This is a genomic window from Niastella sp. sgz303648 (assembly GCF_059587045.1).
This window is the reverse complement of record NZ_JCAPSW010000014.1, coordinates 63,481-79,516: the sequence shown is the minus strand read 5'-3', so window position 1 is coordinate 79,516 and position 16,036 is coordinate 63,481. Positions and strand designations below refer to the sequence as shown.

Here is a 16,036-nt window from a genome sequence, read left to right as displayed (position 1 = left end):
TTACAATTGAGAGGGTTGATTTAATAGTAACCAGTAAAAGCCCAGGCTCGATACCGCCTTTATAAATCCTTCAAATTCTACCGGCTTTACAATATAACTGTTAACGCCCAGTACATAACTTTCCTTTATATCCTTGTCTTCTTTTGAAGAAGTAAGCAACACAACAGGAATAACGCTGGTGCGCTCGTCGCTCTTTAATTTTCTCAGCACTTCCAAACCATCTACCTTAGGCATTTTCAGATCGAGTAAAATAAGTTTGGGCAAATGGTCAATATCACGGTCGACATAAGTTCCTTCGCAAAAAATATACTGCAACAACTCCTCGCCGTTATTTAAATGAAGCAGGGAATTGGTAATGCCATTTTTTTTAAGGGCGCGAATGGTAAGTTCCGCATCATCGGGATTGTCTTCGCAAAGAACAATATCAATTTTACTGTTGTTGTTTTCTTTCATACTGTATGGCTTATATGTTTTGGTAATGAAAAATAAAACGTAGCGCCTTCGTCGACCTTTCCCTCGGCCCAAACCCGCCCGCCATGCTTCACAACAATTCGCTGAACGATCGCCAGGCCAACACCGGTGCCCTCAAATTCTTCATTGGTATGCAATCGCTGAAACACACCAAATAGTTTATGCGCATATTGCATATCAAATCCGGCCCCGTTGTCTTTTACATAATAAACGTTGTCGTCGTTTTTTTCAAAGGAGCCTATTTCGATCTCAGGTTGATCTTTTTTTGCTGAATATTTTATAGCATTCGAAATAAGATTGATATACACCTGCGACAGCAGGGCCGGATCGCCGTTTGCAGGCAGCAAGGCATTCACGGTTATGCGCGTTTTATTACCTGCCTGCTTTTGGCAATCGGTCACAATAGATTCTACCAGTTTATTCAAGTCGACCGGCAACCGCACTAATTCCTTACGGCCCATGCGCGAAAAGGCCAGCAGATCGTCGATCAGGGCGCCCATTTTTTTGGCATTATTCCTGATCACATTCAGCATACGCGCTGCCTCGGTATTAAGATGTAGTGAGTGGTCTTCCTGTATCATTTGAGCGTAGCCGTTAATGCTTCTGAGCGGGGCTCTCAGATCGTGCGATACCGAGTAAGAAAAAGATTCCAGTTCTTTATTGGTAAGCTCCAGCTCCAACACATTGCGCTTCAGATTGGCGTTCAGGTGTTTAATTTCCTCATCGGCTTTTTGTTGCCGTGAAATATCACGGCCGTTGGCAAACCATAAACCATGCCGGTGCGCAATGTTCCAGCTAAAACACTTCGATGTTCCGTTGCTGCAATACATGCAGGCTTCGAAAGAAAATGTTTTCTGTTGTTCTTTGGTCAGTTGCTGTACTTTCAAACCATCTTCTTCGGCAATAAATGATAACAGCGAAGAACCCTTCATTTCACCGGCAGTATATCCCAGCAGGCCGTGGGCAGCATTATTCACTTCTTCGATCTGCAGCGTTTCGGCATTGATGATGCAGATCAGGTCGGCCGAATTATTGATGAGCAATGCATATTTCTCCAATGCCAGATTTTTTTCAATCAGTTCTTTTCGCTGGCGGTGCAATTGCAGCAACACGGCCACTTTGGCTTCGGTAATTTCAGGATTCAGCGGCTTATACAAATAATCAATAGCGCCTTCTTCAAACCCTTTCATCACAAACTTATGGTCCTGCAATTCGGCCGATACAAAAATGATGGGTGTTTCGCGCGTTCTTTTGTTCGATTTCAACAGCTGGGCCACTTCAAAACCATCCATGCCCGGCATTTGCACGTCCATCAATACAAGATCAATTTCCTGTTGCAATGCAATTTTTAATGCTTCATTACCACTGGTAACACTGATCAGGTTCCTTCCGGGCCGCATCAATATCTGCTCCAGTGCATAAATGTTATTCACTTTATCGTCGACAATTAAAATCTGATGTTCTGTCTGATCGGGCATGATTATACTTTTTTTATACTGCTTAACAAAAACCGGCTGATTTCATCGAGCTGCATAATATATTGTATACAATCTGTTTTGATGGCCGCCTGCGGCATTTCGGGAAACTCGGCCGTTGCCGGGTCCTGTGCAATTGTTGTGCCCCCATGCATTCGTATCTTTTGTATACCGGCGGCGCCGTCGTTATTGGCGCCCGTAAGAACAATCCCCAATAACCTGTTTTCAAAAACCTCAGCAGCCGTTTCAAATAAAATATCAATTGAGGGCCTGCTGAAATTCAGGGGCACATCATTCGATAACGAAAAAGTGCGATTTCTTTCAATCAGCAAATGATAATCGGGCGGAGCCAGGTATATGGTACCCGGTTTCAACGGCTCTTTTTCATCGGCCTGTTTAATGTGCACTTTACATTTTCGTTGCAACACTTCTTCGAGCAGCGAGCGATCGTCACGTGCCCGGTGCTGCACCATAATGACCGGTACGGCAAAACCGGCCGGCAATTTTTGAAAAATGCGCGATGTGGCGTTTAAGCCTCCGGCCGAAACACCTATTACAATGGCATCATATGGTGGTTGCTGGTGCATGTGGCATACCTCACCCCCCGGCCCCCTCCCCCTCTCCTTGAGGAGAGGGGGTGTGGGGGTGAGGTCAGCTTGTTTTCATATATATCTTCTCTTTTCTGTCAATTTCATCAAAGTATTTTCTTTTATCGGCAAACAACAGCGACTCCTTATTGCCCAGCCCCAAAAAACCAAACGGGCACAAACTTTCATGAAAAAGCGTGATCACTTTATTTTGTAAACTCTGGTTAAAGTAAATCAGCACATTGCGGCAAAGGATCAGCTGAAATTCGTTGAACGATTTATCCATTGCCAGGTTATGCACCGAAAAAACAATGTTTTGCCTGAGCGATTTAGACCATAACACACTATTGTATTTAGCCTTGTAATAGTCAGAAAATGAGTTTGTACCACCCGCTTTAATATAATTCTCGGTATACGCCTTCATGTTATTTATTGAAGAAATGCCTTCTTTCGCCTGCAGCAATGCCTTTTGATTAATATCCGTTGCATAGATCACCGATCTTTCGAGCAACTCTTCTTCGCGCAACAGAATAGCAATTGAGTATACTTCTTCGCCGGTTGAACAGCCGGCAATCCATATTTTGATAAACGGATACGTAGCCAATCGCTTTACCACATTTTTACGCAGGCTTTTATAAAAAAGCGGGTCGCGAAACATTTCCGTTACATTCACCGTTATATCCTGCACAAACTGTTCAAAGGCCGATTCATCGCGCAGAATTATTTTTCCCAACTCTTTCAATGAATCGATCTTTTGCATTTCCATATATGCCTGTATCCTTCTTTTCACCGAAGCCTCGGAATATTCAGTAAAATCATATCCATAAACAAAGCGAACCGATTCAAGCAATTGCGTCAATTCCTCAACGTGCATAAGTTCATTGTTTTGTTTATTGACCATTCACCATTGACCACTCACCTATATAACCAAACACGCATCAGCGAAAGCAATTGCTCAACGTTCACGGGTTTGGCTACATAATCGCTCATACCTGCTTCAAGACATTTTTCCCTGTCGCCCTTCATGGCTTTGGCGGTTAGGGCAATGATGGGCATTTTGTTAAACACAGGCATTTGCCTGATCGCCTGGGTAGCTTCATAGCCATCCATTTCGGGCATCATAATATCCATCAGCACAATGTCAATGTCCCTGTGTTCGTTCAATGTATCAATAGCCACCCTGCCGTTTTCGGCCACATAACATAACATCCCTTCTTCTTCCAGTACATTGGTAAGCGAATAGGTATTGCGCATATCATCATCAACGATCAGCACTTTTTTATTTTTCAGAACTTCTTCTGTACGATGCAGCTTTCTGATAATTTGTTGCTTCTCTTCGGGCAGGCGCGATTCAATACGATGCAGGAACAGGGCTGTTTCATCTAATAACCGCTCTTTTGAATCGGAGGTTTTTAATACCACGGTATTGGCCAGCTTCTCCAGTTGCCGGGCTTCATCTTTATTCATATCTCTTCCCGTATACACAATGATGGGTATTTTATTCAGCTGCTCACTTTCCTTTATCTTTTCCATCAGCTGCAGGCCGCTCATATCGGGCAGGCCGAGATCGATGATGATACAATCGAATTTTTCATTAAGCAGCATGGCATATGCTTCTTCACCTGTATAGGCTGAGAATGATTTTACATCGCCATTACCTACCAGTTCGCGTATGGCTTTATTTTGTTGCTGGTTATCTTCTACCACCAGCAGCTTTTTTAATTTGCGGCTTATAAAATCCTCCATCCGGTCAAACGCCTTATGCACGGCTTCGCGGGTAAGCGGTTTTCTGATAAAATCAAATGCGCCCAGTTCAAGTCCTTCTTTTCGTTTGTCGTACCCCGACATAATCTGAACCGGTATATGTCGCAGTCCTGGATCATTTTTCAACAATCGTAATACTTCAGCTCCATCCAGTACGGGTAGTTTCATATCAAGAATGATGGCATCGGGCCGGTAATACCGGGCCATACTTAAACCGGTATTGCCCTGGTGTGCGAGAATGCCTTTATAATTTTTTTCGCGTGCAATGTTCAGTAGTATATGAGCAAACGATACATCATCTTCAATGATCAGAATCACTTTATCGTTATCATGAATTGAATACCGGTCGTCATCTGCTTCTTTTGGTTCGGCTGGCAAGGGCGATTTTTTTTCCTGCATTACCGGTTTACCGGCAGGCTTTCGTATTTCTATTGATTTACCGGCCGACGCAACAATGGCAGCATCAAACTGCAATGGCAGGAACAGGGTGAACACACTTCCTTTTCCTTCTTCGCTCTGCAAATGCAGTTCGCCCCCCAGCGCCCCTGCCAGCTGACGGCTTATCGATAAACCCAAACCGGTACCGCCGTATTTCCGTTTGGTTGAACCATCGGCCTGCTGAAAGGCCTCGAATACCACAGCCAGTTTATTTTCAGGAATACCAATACCTGTGTCCGAAACTGCAAATACAACTACCTCGCTTAGCTGCTGCAGCCGGCTGTTGTTGAGCGTACCATCAGGCTGTTGAATATCTATTGTCAGTTCTACTTTTCCGTTCTTATCGGTAAACTTAAAAGCATTGGCCAACAGGTTGCGTAAAATTTGTTCAAGCCGTTGTTTATCGGTGAACAGGGGTGCAGGAAAACGGTCTTTATTATACCTGATATTAAATTCAATGCTTTTACTTCGTGCTATTTCATTAAACACCTGCTGTAGTTTATCGGCAAGCCGGTCAACCGGCACTTCTTCAATTTCTATTTCAATTTTTCCGGCCTCAACTTTCGACAGGTCAAGTATTTCATTGATCAGGTTCAGCAAATCGGTGCCTGAATTGTGAATGTTCCGGGCAAATTCAACCTCTTTTGAAGAAAGCGACTGGTTTTTATTTTCGGTTAACAACTGCGATAATATCAGTATGCTGTTAAGCGGTGTACGCAGTTCGTGCGACATATTGGCCAGAAACTCTGATTTGTATTTGCTGGTGGCTTCCAGCTCCCGGGCCTTATTCTCAACTTCCATTTTAGTTATCTCGAGCTTTTCTTTTTGTTCTTCGAGCAAACCGGCTTTTTCTTCCAGCTCTTCATTGGTTTGCTGCAGCTCTTCCTGTTGTGCTTTTAATTCGGCTTCCGACTTTTCGAGCAGGTTGGTTTTTTCCTGCAACTCTTCGTTTATCTGCTGCATCTCCTCCTGCTGCGCCTGCAGCTCTTCAGACTGCCGTTGCGATTCTTCGAGCAATTCTTTTAGTTTCATCCTCGACTCAGACGAATTAAAGGCAATACCCATATTATCCGACACTACCTGCAGCAACTGCAGTTGCAACTCAGATACGTCCTGCACAGTACCAATTTCAATAACACCTTTCACCGCATTATCAAAAACAAAGGGATATACCAGAATATTTTTGGGCGATGTATGGCCAAGGCCTGAATTTATTTTTACATAATCGTCGGGCACATTATTAAAGATGATCGGCTTTTTTTCAAGCGCCGCCTGTCCTACCAACCCCTGGCCTTTTTCGATCTTATTTACATTTCCCTTGCGGTGATGAAAGGCATAACTGCCCGTGAGGTTCAAATGCCCATTTTCGGCCAGATAGATGGCCCCTACCTGGGCCTGCATATAAGTGGTTAGCTGATTAATAACGCCCTGCGCCAGTTCGTGTACATCTTTTTCGCCCCGCATTTTATCGTTCAGTTCACCGGCTCCGGTAAGCAGCCAGGTGCGGGATTCGTTTTCCTGCGATAGTTTCAGCAGGTTATTTTTCATATTGGTAAGCGCCTTACCCAATAAATCGCCTTCGCCCCGAATTTTAATTTCAGCAGAATAATCGCCTTTGGCAATCCCATCTGCAATCTGTACATAATCTTTTGAAACCTGTATCAGCTGATTAAAAGACGTAGCCAGTTCGCCAATTTCATCTTTACCCATAACAGGAACGCTCAGGCTCACTTCGCCCTCCGCAATGCGGTCTGCCGCATCTTTAATAAGCTTCAGCGAAGCGCCGATGGTGCGGATGATATAAAATAACAGCAGGGCAATAACCAACATCACCAGGCCAACAATAACCACACTTTGTGTTAAGGCACTTGTAATATAAGCCTCCTTCTGCTCAGTCAGTTGCCGGATATAAAATGTTGATGCATCTTCCAGTTCCTTTAACGCATTCAGGTAAGCGTTTATATTAATCTTCCATAAATCATCTGAATTGCCGGATATAAGGGCAGGATTACGATATACTGAATCGATAAACCGTTTTGAATACAATATGCCCGGATCGTTCATTTTTTTATTGAATACAGAAAGCAGTTCGCTTGTAGCATTTTTAATAAACCGGTCAAGATTGTATTCATATTTGCCTTTCAGATTTGCAAATTCGGCAAAGTAATGTTGTGAGAAACCTCTTTGAAGGTTGGCAATGTGCAGATGCAGGTATAACAGGCTGAGATAACATTTACTATATAACAGCAGCAAATGCGCTTCCAGTGCATTTCTTATTTCAAGGTCGCTGGCCCCGCGATAGGTTTCATTTACCTGGTCGAACATCAGGGCATTTATATCTGAATAAACATTCGTTACACTATCTATATTTTTGCTGAATGAATTAACAGCTTCACGAATGCGTGGCAGGCTATCTGCAAACCAAAAGGTTTTATTTCTTTTTTGTTCTTTCAGTAATAAATCCAGCGCAGTAATGGCTTTATCCGTTTGCAACCGCTGATTCAGCATGTCATTTTTCTCTTCACGCCCATCGGTTGCCATATAGCTGATGGAATGACTCCTTTCAGCCTGAATGGCATGTACTACGTCGGCAATTTTTTCTGTTTCCAGCACATCGTTATAAACGCTGCGCATATTGTTACGCCTGGATATTTTATCCCATATATCTGCCGATAAAAAATACAGCAGGGCGGCAAGGGGTATAACCGAAATAAGTAATAGTTTGTTCCTGATCGAAAGATTGCGGATGAATTTCATAGCAACAAAAGATTAATACGCATTATCCTTGTAATGACAGTTATTTAATTTTTGCTACTACAGACCTATGCCAGGGATGGTTTGGGATCAGACTACCCAATAAGGAACAGCCTGATACAATTAAAATCAGGGAATATGTAATGCAACTAACAGAACCTTGAACAGAATGGAGCTATCATCCTTCAACACACTGAGTTGTTTGAAGTTACGAAATTTATCTTATCTAATATAACTATTTCTTACGAACGATTTACGCAGTCGGTTCCTTATTTTTTAGCCGTCGGTGTACCTGGCCAGGTTTGTTGCTACAGGTGTTCCCGATCGTATGGTTTGGTACACCACGCAATACCGTTCGGTTAACTGTAACAGCTTTTGCAGTTTTTCATCATCGGCATCGCAGTTAAGCATAAAGGAAAGCCTGATAGACCTGAATCCAACCGGGGCCTCTTTCGAAACGCCTAAGGTTCCTCTGAAATCAAGATCGCCTTCGGCTTTTACCGTTCCGTTTTTTATTTCAATGCCAATGGCCGTAGCCACCGCGTTGAGGGTAACACCGGCACAGGCAACGAGGGCCTGCAGCAGCAAATCGCCCGAACAGGCCAGCATACCGGTGCCGCCGGTAGCAGGGTGCAATCCTGCCGTAACCAGCGCCCGGCCGGTTTCAACATTGCACGATATGCCTTCGCCAATGGCCCCTTCGGCCTTCAGGGTTATAAGTGCCGCCAGTGCATCATTGCGGTATTTTTCCTTCAGCGGAGCCTGTAATTGTTTTAGTTCCTCAGCGTTCATATGGTGAATGGTCAATGGTGGATGGTGAATAATAATTTAAATTAGCAAACGTAGTGCATCTGACAAAACGCTATAATCACACATAATAAATTTGTAATTACTATCTTACAAACACAAAATTCCGGATACGGGAACGATTGCAGCCATACAAATAAAATCAACCTGATTTGTATGACAAATAAAAATGTAAAACGCGCTATTGTAGTTGCAATCGTTGTAGGAAGCCTGTTAAACGCCATCAACAGCTACGATGTTTTCTGGTACAGCAATTTTACCACACGCAATACAATCAGAATTGTATTAACCTACATCACCCCTTTTTGTGTTTCATTGTATTCTTCTGTCAAAGCGGCCCAATCTTTAAAATAATCATGCCATAACGATTAAGGCAAATTTTTGAAATGACTGTTTAATTATCAAAAATCAAATACTCCATTTTACGGCAACTTTTATATACTCTGCCCGTATTGCATATATAAGCCTGCCACTCTTTATACATTCCAGCCCCTAAAGTACCGGATCAATTTTATCACTGCTAAAATTAGTTTAGTATGAATCTAACATTGCACAAAGCCAGTCTGCTACATGTAGCAGGCGCAGCCATGCTTTTCCTTGCTTTTTTAAATCAGGGTTGCCAGAAAAAACTGAACGATGCAGCCGGAGGACAAACAATCGGAGCCGACGAATCATCAAAACAACCAAAAACCTTCAAAGATTTTACCCAGGTAAACCTGGTAGGCAACAACGATGAATACAGTCCGGCCCGTATCGATCCGCATTTGATCAACGCGTGGGGCATTGCATTCAGCAGCGGTGGCGTGGCCTGGATTTCGGCGCACGAAAGCCATGTATCAGTTGTTTTCGATCGCGAAGGAAATGAAGTACGGCCCGAAGTGGCCATACCCTCACCCGGTGGCGCTACCGGCGGCAGTCCAACCGGACAGGTGCTCAATATCGATCCCAATGCAGCCGATTTTCATTTATCGAACAACGCAGCCGGCCGTTTCTTTTTTGTGGGAGATGATGGCATTATTTCAGGCTGGAATCCCGCAGCAGGCAATTTTGCATTAATCATAAAAAACAATGCCGGTACTGCAGCATATACCGGAGTTACTATGGCGCAAAATACTGCGGGGAATTATTATTTGTATACAGCCAATTTTTCCGGGAAAAAGATCGAGGTGTGGGATAAAGATTTTGCTTCGGTTAGTATGCCCTTTACAGATCCCGATCTGCCGGCAGACTATGGACCTTTTAATATTCAGAATGTTGGCGGCAAGTTATACGTGATGTATGCCAAAGTTGGTGAAACCGGTGATGAAGAAGTAGGTTCCGGCAATGGCTATGTTGATATTTACGATGCCAATGGCATACTGGAAAAAAGGTTTGCATCGCGCGGACAACTCAATGCTCCCTGGGGTGTAGCCTGGGCGCCGGCTTCTTTCTTTGATGGCGATCAACCGGCAATTCTTGTAGGCAACTTCGGCGATGGCCACATCAATGCCTATAGTTTGAACGGAACTTTTCTTGGTCAGTTAAGAGCTCATGGCAATCCGATTGTCATAGATGGGTTATGGGCCCTTATGTTTCCGCCATCTACATCAACCATCGATCCCAACAGATTGTATTTTACCGCCGGCCCTGATGATGAAACGGAAGGTTTGTTCGGATATATAACGAAGTGACCTAATAGCATGGATCAAAGCCGTGTCACGGTTTCAAACAGAAGAGATATTTACTCCGCTTGTTTGATATCATGCACGGCTTTGCAGTTAAAGTAATTATATTTATTTTGGCAGCTGTATCAAAGTAAGCATGCACAAATTTTATAATATTCGAACGCTTCTGCTTTTTAACCTGTCATTCATTTTATTGTTGCTATGTGCCTCCTGCTTTAATGATACGGTGGATTTTAAAAAAATGGAAGAAGAGCTGACGAAACCGAAACCAGATACTTCAAAACCAATAATTATTACTTCTTTTTCGGGCAAAGAATATCCTCAAATTTTTCAGGCAGCTTTTTATAAAGGTACCCAGGTAAAGTATCGCGATTTTTCGTACCGGTTTTACAACCTCGATATCGGAAAAATAAAAATAGAAAGCGGAAAGATCATTGCCTGCGATCCCATAGTAATGCACGACGCAACTCCTTTTACACAAAATTTTCCTATAGGTGAATTTCCTGTAACGCTTGCTATGGCAAAAACCGACAAATATGAACGGGTGGCCTTTAGCAGAATACTTTTTTCGGCTAATACTGTTGAAAAATGGGAATTTGCATTACATCGGGGGCAAAAACCTATTTCACTAAAAGACACCAGTATTTATTGTTATGGTGTTGATGCCATTACCGGCATTTATATTGATTCAGTAGCGAACAAACTTTTTAATTTAAAAAACCATAGCGCCTGGATAAATGTATTTGTAAAAAAATTCGAAGAAAACGGAAATAAAGGTTTCATTCATGATTTCGAAGGCCACAACCTGGCTACTTTTACAACCGGTTACGGCGATGGATGCTATGCTGTGTATATTGGTTTTGACAATAAGGGAAACGTTTGTCAGCTTTTAACCGACTTTGCATTGGTAGCATGGTGGAAGTTATAAAATGATTGTACCTTCAGCATTACTCACGTTAACCAATATATTTTTATCGTTATGCGTTTTTTTATTTTCCTGCTTCCTCTGCTGGCAGGCATCAACTCATTTGGGCAAAACTGTAATTGCCCGGAAGTTTTCAGCCAGGTGATGCTCAAAATGAAGACCAACTACATTGGCTATTCTGATAAAATTACTGCCGCTAATAAAAAAGAATTCGACCGGGTAACAGACAGTATACAAAGAACGGCGCCCAAAGCCGGTTTGACCACGTGCTTTGCTGCCATGCAAAGATGGCTGGGGCTTTTTAACGACGCACATATATCGATCAGGATCAATGAAGACTCATCGAATTATACAACCATTCGTAGTATGTTTAAAAATGCCGAACGGGTTTCAATGACAGAAACGGCATTCCTGCACTATCTCGAAACCAACAAAAACAAATCAGATTCACTGGAAGGCATTTGGGAAGATGAAAGTAAAACATACCGGGTAGGGTTAATGCGTGAAAAAAATCCCGGTAACCTCATTGCCTTTATTTTAAAGGCCGACAGCCTGTTCTGGATGCCCGGACAAATAAAATTCAGGTTGAAAAAAAACGGCGCCCGTTATAGGCTTACCGGCCTGGCTGCCAGGTATCATAACCTGTCGACCGGCCCTTTGCAGGTAAACAAAAACACCATACGGATGAATTTGCCATCAACGATGTTCATCTGGCATAAAGTTGAAATAAACAATGTAACAAAACCCGGCCGGGTGAACAGGTATGAAGCAACTTTCAGCAGGCCCGACAGCAATACCTGTTTGCTGGTTATACCCACCGCAGGGGGATACCAATATAAGATCATCATCGACAGCCTGCTTCAGCGGTACGATGAAGTGATTAAACGAACCCCGCACCTGATCATTGATGTAAGAGATAATACGGGCGGTACAGTAACCTGTTTTGAAAAAATAATTCCCCTGCTGTATACATACCCCATTATCAACGAAGGCGCTTCGGTGCTTTCAACCGACGATAATATTAAAGGCCTGTATGGGATTGTTGATTACCCGGGCATCACCGATAGTTTGAAAAAAGTATTTTTAAAAGAAGGCGATACATTGCGCGCTCACCCGAACTCAGTTTATAAATTATGGCCGGCCGATACCCTCAAAATGGATGCAGTGCTTCCCTATCCCCAAAAAGTATCTATTCTTATTAATCAGTATTGCGCCAGCAGCACCGAATTATTTTTATTGAAAGCACGGCAAAGCAGCAAAGTGAAATTCTACGGCATTCATACCATGGGAGCAGTAGACTATACCAATGCAGCTTCCTCAAAAATCGCCTGCAATTTGTTTTCACTCAGGTATTCTACTTCACGCTCAGATAACGCACTCACCCACCCTATCGATAATATAGGTATTCAGCCCGATGTGGTTATAGGGAATGATGTTGCTGATTGGGTAAAGTACGTTATGGAGAAAGCGAAGTAGGAAGAACCCGGCTCATGATTGCCGTTATAAATCAACGCGTAAAGGATAATTTCCCCATGAGAAATTATATTTTTCCAAAAGGAAATGATCTTTTACTTGCAGGAAATGAGCTTTTACTTACAGAAAATGAGGTTGCACCTACAGGAAATTGGTCATTGCTTGTGTAAATTCCTGCCTGCTACTTCCCACTTACCACTCACTATTTCAAAAAATCTTCCCTGTGCGGTGAAAAAACATCTATCAGCATGCCGGTTTCGAGGCAAATACAACCATGCTGTGTATGCGGAGGCACATAATATCCATCGCCTTTGCGAATAATGCGTTTTTCATTACCGATGGTCATCTCAAAAACCCCGCTATCAACATAGGTTACCTGCGAATGCGGGTGCTGGTGCAAGGTACCGATACCCCCTTTTTCGAACTTGGCTTTTACGAGCATTACCCGGTCGTCGTACCCATATATCTGCCGCTGAATGCCATTGCCCACATCTTCCCAGGGTATAGCATTTTCGAACTGAAACAGATCACTTTGTAACATATATAGTTTATTAAATAATAATATAATATTGCCTGACTGCAGTGCGTATGCAACACGCGATACATATTTTCCTTTACTGGTTAATACAACAAGTTATGCACCGGATAAAGATAAAATTTATATGAAATGTATACAATCAACACTATATCAACCGGCAGAATGCTAAATAATTTTATATGCTAAATTGGCTAACCAGTATGTGATATTACCACTTTGGGTTTTATATGGCAGGATATGATTAATTTATATGCGAAAAGCGCTAACACCCATATGGAATCAGTTAATATAAAAAAACTGGCCCAGATTCTCAATCTATCAATTGCTACCGTATCGAAGGCTTTACGTGACAGCTATGACATTAGTAAAGAAACCAAAGAAAAGGTTATTGCTCTTGCCAACCAGCTAAACTATCAACCCAACCCACATGCGAGCTTTTTGCGAAAACATAACAGCAAAACCATAGCTGTAATCATTCCCGAAATAGCCAATAATTATTTCACACTTGCCATTAACGGCATTGAATCAGTTGCGCATGAAAAAGGGTATCATGTAACCATTTATTTAACGCATGAAGATTATGAAAGAGAAGTTGCATTTACAAGGCATTTGCAAAGTGGCCGGGCCGATGGTGTGCTGATATCTGTTTCAGGCACCACAACCGATAATACCCATTTACATAACCTGAAAAACAAAGGATTGCCTATCGTATTTTTCGACCGTGTTTGTGATGGATTTGATACCGCTAAAGTAACCACCGATGATTATGAAAGCGGCTACCTCGCTACCAGGCATTTAATTGACCAGGGTTGTACAAAAATTGCCCATCTGGCCATATCGCAATCACTAAGTATCGGAAACAAAAGAACCAAAGGTTATCTGCAGGCTTTACAGGACCATGATATACCGTTCAACGATACGTTGCTGGTTGAATGTAAAAACAATAATGTACACGATGCCGCACTGATCCAAAATCTGTTGACCGAACATAAACCCGATGGCATTTTTGCAGCTGTAGAACGCTATGCCATTTTAAGCTATGAAATTTGCGATGAGCTGCATCTCAAAATTCCGCAGGATGTTAAGATCATCAGTTTCTCTAATCTGCAAACAGCATCATTATTGAATCCTTCATTAACCACTATTACCCAGCCGGCCTTTAACATTGGCCGCGAAGCTGCGACGATATTGCTGAAGGTATTAGAGAAAAAAAACTTTCAATTGAAAGAGGAGAGCATTGTATTGAAATCTACTTTGATAGAAAGAGCCTCCACTGCCCGAACCATAAAAAGTAAAAAAGTAGCGAAGATCCGATAACTGGTTACCGGTTACCTGTTGCCGGTTACCCGGTAACCGGTATCTGGCACCCGGATTGCTACGTGCTCATTCTCCTGATCAGCTCAACCGGTGTAATAATTGGTTCAAAGTCAACAATAGGTTGATCGTGCCCGTTCTTTAATATTTTTAATAATTCTGTTACGATCACTTTTCCTATGCGTGTAGGAAACTGTTCAATCGTGGTGATAGATGGCGTAATGATCGATGAGCGGGGATCGTTTGAATACCCCACAATGCGCAATTTATTGGGAACTGATATGCCTATTTCCTTTACATAATCCAATACAGTAATGGCCGATACATCATTGGCAGCCATGATGGCATCGGGGTAAGGGGCATGTGCAAACAACCGGTGCATGTCTTTACGTGCATTATCGGCCGTTAGTTCGTGATAAAACATCCATTCTTTATGGATCGGTATTTTATGCTGCGTTAATGCCTTTTCGAAACCGGCAAAGCGGTCTAAATAAATATTACAGGTTAACGGGCCCGATATATAGGCAATACGTTTGCAACCCAGTTGTATAAGATGCGATGCAGCCAGATACCCGCCGCGAAAATCATCGCCTTTTATAATACAGGCAGGATATGGGTTTACCGGCACCCGGTCATAAAACACAATGGGTATATTGTTTTCGGTTAATACATCAAAATGACTGAAATCAGTAGTAAACAGCGTGCAGGCGGCAATTACGGCATCAACCCGTGAGGCATAAAGCGTACGCGCCAATGCTTTTTCTACTTCGAGCGAATCGTTACTCTGGCAAATGATGAGGTGGTACCCATGCTCGCGCAAACCATTTTGAATAGTGGTAATAACTTCGGTATGCACAAACATCGAAATACGGGGAACAATTAAACCAACAGTATAGGTTCGGTTGGTGCGCAGGCCCGACGCCATTACATTACGGGTATAGCCCACTTTTTCAACAAATGCCATAACCCGGTTTCGTGTTGTTTTATTAACATGCGGGTGGTTATTCAGCACGCGTGAAATAGTAGCCGGCGACAAATGCAACGCTTTTGCCAGTTCCTGGATAGAATTCTTCTTGTTGTGTTTAGGGTCTTTCATGATGGCTTTAATGCAAATCGTTAGTTTGAAAATACCGCATTCACATACCCTAACCTACTGCAACATACGTTTTTTATTGTATGCTACCCGTATGCGGATTTACATTTTTGTAACACCAACTAATCATGAGCGGTCAGACGCGGTGCTGAATAGCCGGTTGGCATAGATGGCAAATTACCTTCATGGCTTGTTCCCTCCTGGTGCAGGGGTCTGACACTTGTGTATTAACCTTAAATGATTCGTGAAATCGTTTCCAGACAGTTTGCAGAAATGAAACGGGAACGGGGCCTTATAACCGTTCGGCATAGGATGGGTGGCAAAAGCAATCTGTGAACTGGTATGAATCAGAATCTCTGACTACAAACCTGCCAAAAAAAGCTGAAATCGTTTTCATACTTTGAACGATTTATTTACTGAAACGTTTTCGTAAAATTTTGCAGATTTTGCATACCGCCTTCGGCGGAAAATGCAGCTTTACCGCAGATTACAGCATGTCGCCTTCGGCGCCATGATTAACGGATAACTTCGCCACAGATGACACAGATGAATACAGATAACTTTCAATTCTAACACCCAAACTAATAGCTGTCATTCATTTAAGCGTAGCTACGTTGATAAATAAGGTTGAGTTTTGACATTAAAATCTGTGTTCATCTGTGGTCCCGCCGCGGCGGGACATTCGTTGCGAAGCAACGATGAGCATATAATCTGTGACAATTTTCCTGAGCGA

Annotated in this window: 14 protein-coding genes; 6 read left to right on the top strand and 8 right to left on the bottom strand. The window is 42.7% G+C overall.

Annotation, left to right across the window (positions count from 1 at the left end; all coding sequences use genetic code 11):
• The 6 genes from AC59IL_RS30165 to AC59IL_RS30140 form a co-directional block, all read right to left on the bottom strand.
• Positions 1 to 453 (bottom strand): response regulator, encoded by a 453-nt coding sequence (locus AC59IL_RS30165; RefSeq protein WP_496555964.1) that lies wholly within the window; start codon positions 451 to 453, stop codon positions 1 to 3.
• The gene (locus AC59IL_RS30160) at positions 450 to 1,949 is read right to left on the bottom strand and encodes a sensor histidine kinase (protein WP_496555963.1); all 1,500 of its coding nucleotides are present in this window, start codon (positions 1,947 to 1,949) and stop codon (positions 450 to 452) included. Before AC59IL_RS30160 ends, AC59IL_RS30165 begins: the two co-directional genes overlap by 4 nt.
• 2 nt (positions 1,950 to 1,951) lie before the next feature.
• The gene (locus AC59IL_RS30155) at positions 1,952 to 2,533 is read right to left on the bottom strand and encodes a chemotaxis protein CheB (RefSeq protein ID WP_496555962.1); all 582 of its coding nucleotides are present in this window, start codon (positions 2,531 to 2,533) and stop codon (positions 1,952 to 1,954) included.
• Positions 2,534 to 2,597: 64 nt separating this feature from the next.
• Complete coding sequence (locus tag AC59IL_RS30150) at positions 2,598 to 3,407, bottom strand: CheR family methyltransferase (RefSeq protein WP_496555961.1); 810 nt, start codon at positions 3,405 to 3,407, stop codon at positions 2,598 to 2,600.
• Positions 3,408 to 3,448: 41 nt separating this feature from the next.
• On the bottom strand, positions 3,449 to 7,492 hold the full coding sequence (locus AC59IL_RS30145) for a response regulator (protein ID WP_496555960.1): 4,044 nt from the start codon (positions 7,490 to 7,492) through the stop codon (positions 3,449 to 3,451).
• A gap of 273 nt (positions 7,493 to 7,765) precedes the next feature.
• On the bottom strand, positions 7,766 to 8,281 hold the full coding sequence (locus AC59IL_RS30140) for an OsmC family protein (protein ID WP_496555959.1): 516 nt from the start codon (positions 8,279 to 8,281) through the stop codon (positions 7,766 to 7,768).
• 171 nt (positions 8,282 to 8,452) lie between these two features.
• On the opposite strand from AC59IL_RS30140, the gene nrtS reads away from it, so the two are divergent.
• The 5 genes from nrtS to AC59IL_RS30115 all read left to right on the top strand — a co-directional run bounded on the left by nrtS (position 8,453) and on the right by AC59IL_RS30115 (position 12,528).
• Positions 8,453 to 8,650 (top strand): nitrate/nitrite transporter NrtS, encoded by a 198-nt coding sequence (gene nrtS, locus AC59IL_RS30135; protein ID WP_496555958.1) that lies wholly within the window; start codon positions 8,453 to 8,455, stop codon positions 8,648 to 8,650.
• A gap of 182 nt (positions 8,651 to 8,832) precedes the next feature.
• On the top strand, positions 8,833 to 9,966 hold the full coding sequence (locus AC59IL_RS30130) for a TIGR03118 family protein (protein WP_496555957.1): 1,134 nt from the start codon (positions 8,833 to 8,835) through the stop codon (positions 9,964 to 9,966).
• 130 nt (positions 9,967 to 10,096) lie between these two features.
• On the top strand, positions 10,097 to 10,888 hold the full coding sequence (locus AC59IL_RS30125; RefSeq protein WP_496555956.1) for a DUF4241 domain-containing protein: 792 nt from the start codon (positions 10,097 to 10,099) through the stop codon (positions 10,886 to 10,888).
• Between the two features lie 51 nt (positions 10,889 to 10,939).
• Positions 10,940 to 12,361, top strand: coding sequence for a S41 family peptidase (locus AC59IL_RS30120; protein ID WP_496555955.1), 1,422 nt, complete (start codon positions 10,940 to 10,942; stop codon positions 12,359 to 12,361).
• A gap of 14 nt (positions 12,362 to 12,375) precedes the next feature.
• The gene (locus AC59IL_RS30115) at positions 12,376 to 12,528 is read left to right on the top strand and encodes a hypothetical protein (protein ID WP_496555954.1); all 153 of its coding nucleotides are present in this window, start codon (positions 12,376 to 12,378) and stop codon (positions 12,526 to 12,528) included.
• 32 nt (positions 12,529 to 12,560) lie between these two features.
• Here the strand turns inward: AC59IL_RS30115 and AC59IL_RS30110 are convergent, their stop codons facing one another.
• Positions 12,561 to 12,899: a cupin domain-containing protein gene (locus tag AC59IL_RS30110; RefSeq protein ID WP_496555953.1), complete on the bottom strand. Its 339-nt coding sequence runs from the start codon at positions 12,897 to 12,899 to the stop codon at positions 12,561 to 12,563.
• A gap of 270 nt (positions 12,900 to 13,169) precedes the next feature.
• Between AC59IL_RS30110 and AC59IL_RS30105 the strand changes: the two genes are divergently transcribed.
• The gene (locus tag AC59IL_RS30105; protein ID WP_496555952.1) at positions 13,170 to 14,213 is read left to right on the top strand and encodes a LacI family DNA-binding transcriptional regulator; all 1,044 of its coding nucleotides are present in this window, start codon (positions 13,170 to 13,172) and stop codon (positions 14,211 to 14,213) included.
• A gap of 58 nt (positions 14,214 to 14,271) precedes the next feature.
• Here AC59IL_RS30105 and AC59IL_RS30100 read toward each other — a convergent pair whose 3' ends face one another.
• Complete coding sequence (locus AC59IL_RS30100; RefSeq protein ID WP_496555951.1) at positions 14,272 to 15,306, bottom strand: LacI family DNA-binding transcriptional regulator; 1,035 nt, start codon at positions 15,304 to 15,306, stop codon at positions 14,272 to 14,274.
• Positions 15,307 to 16,036: the final 730 nt, after the last annotated feature.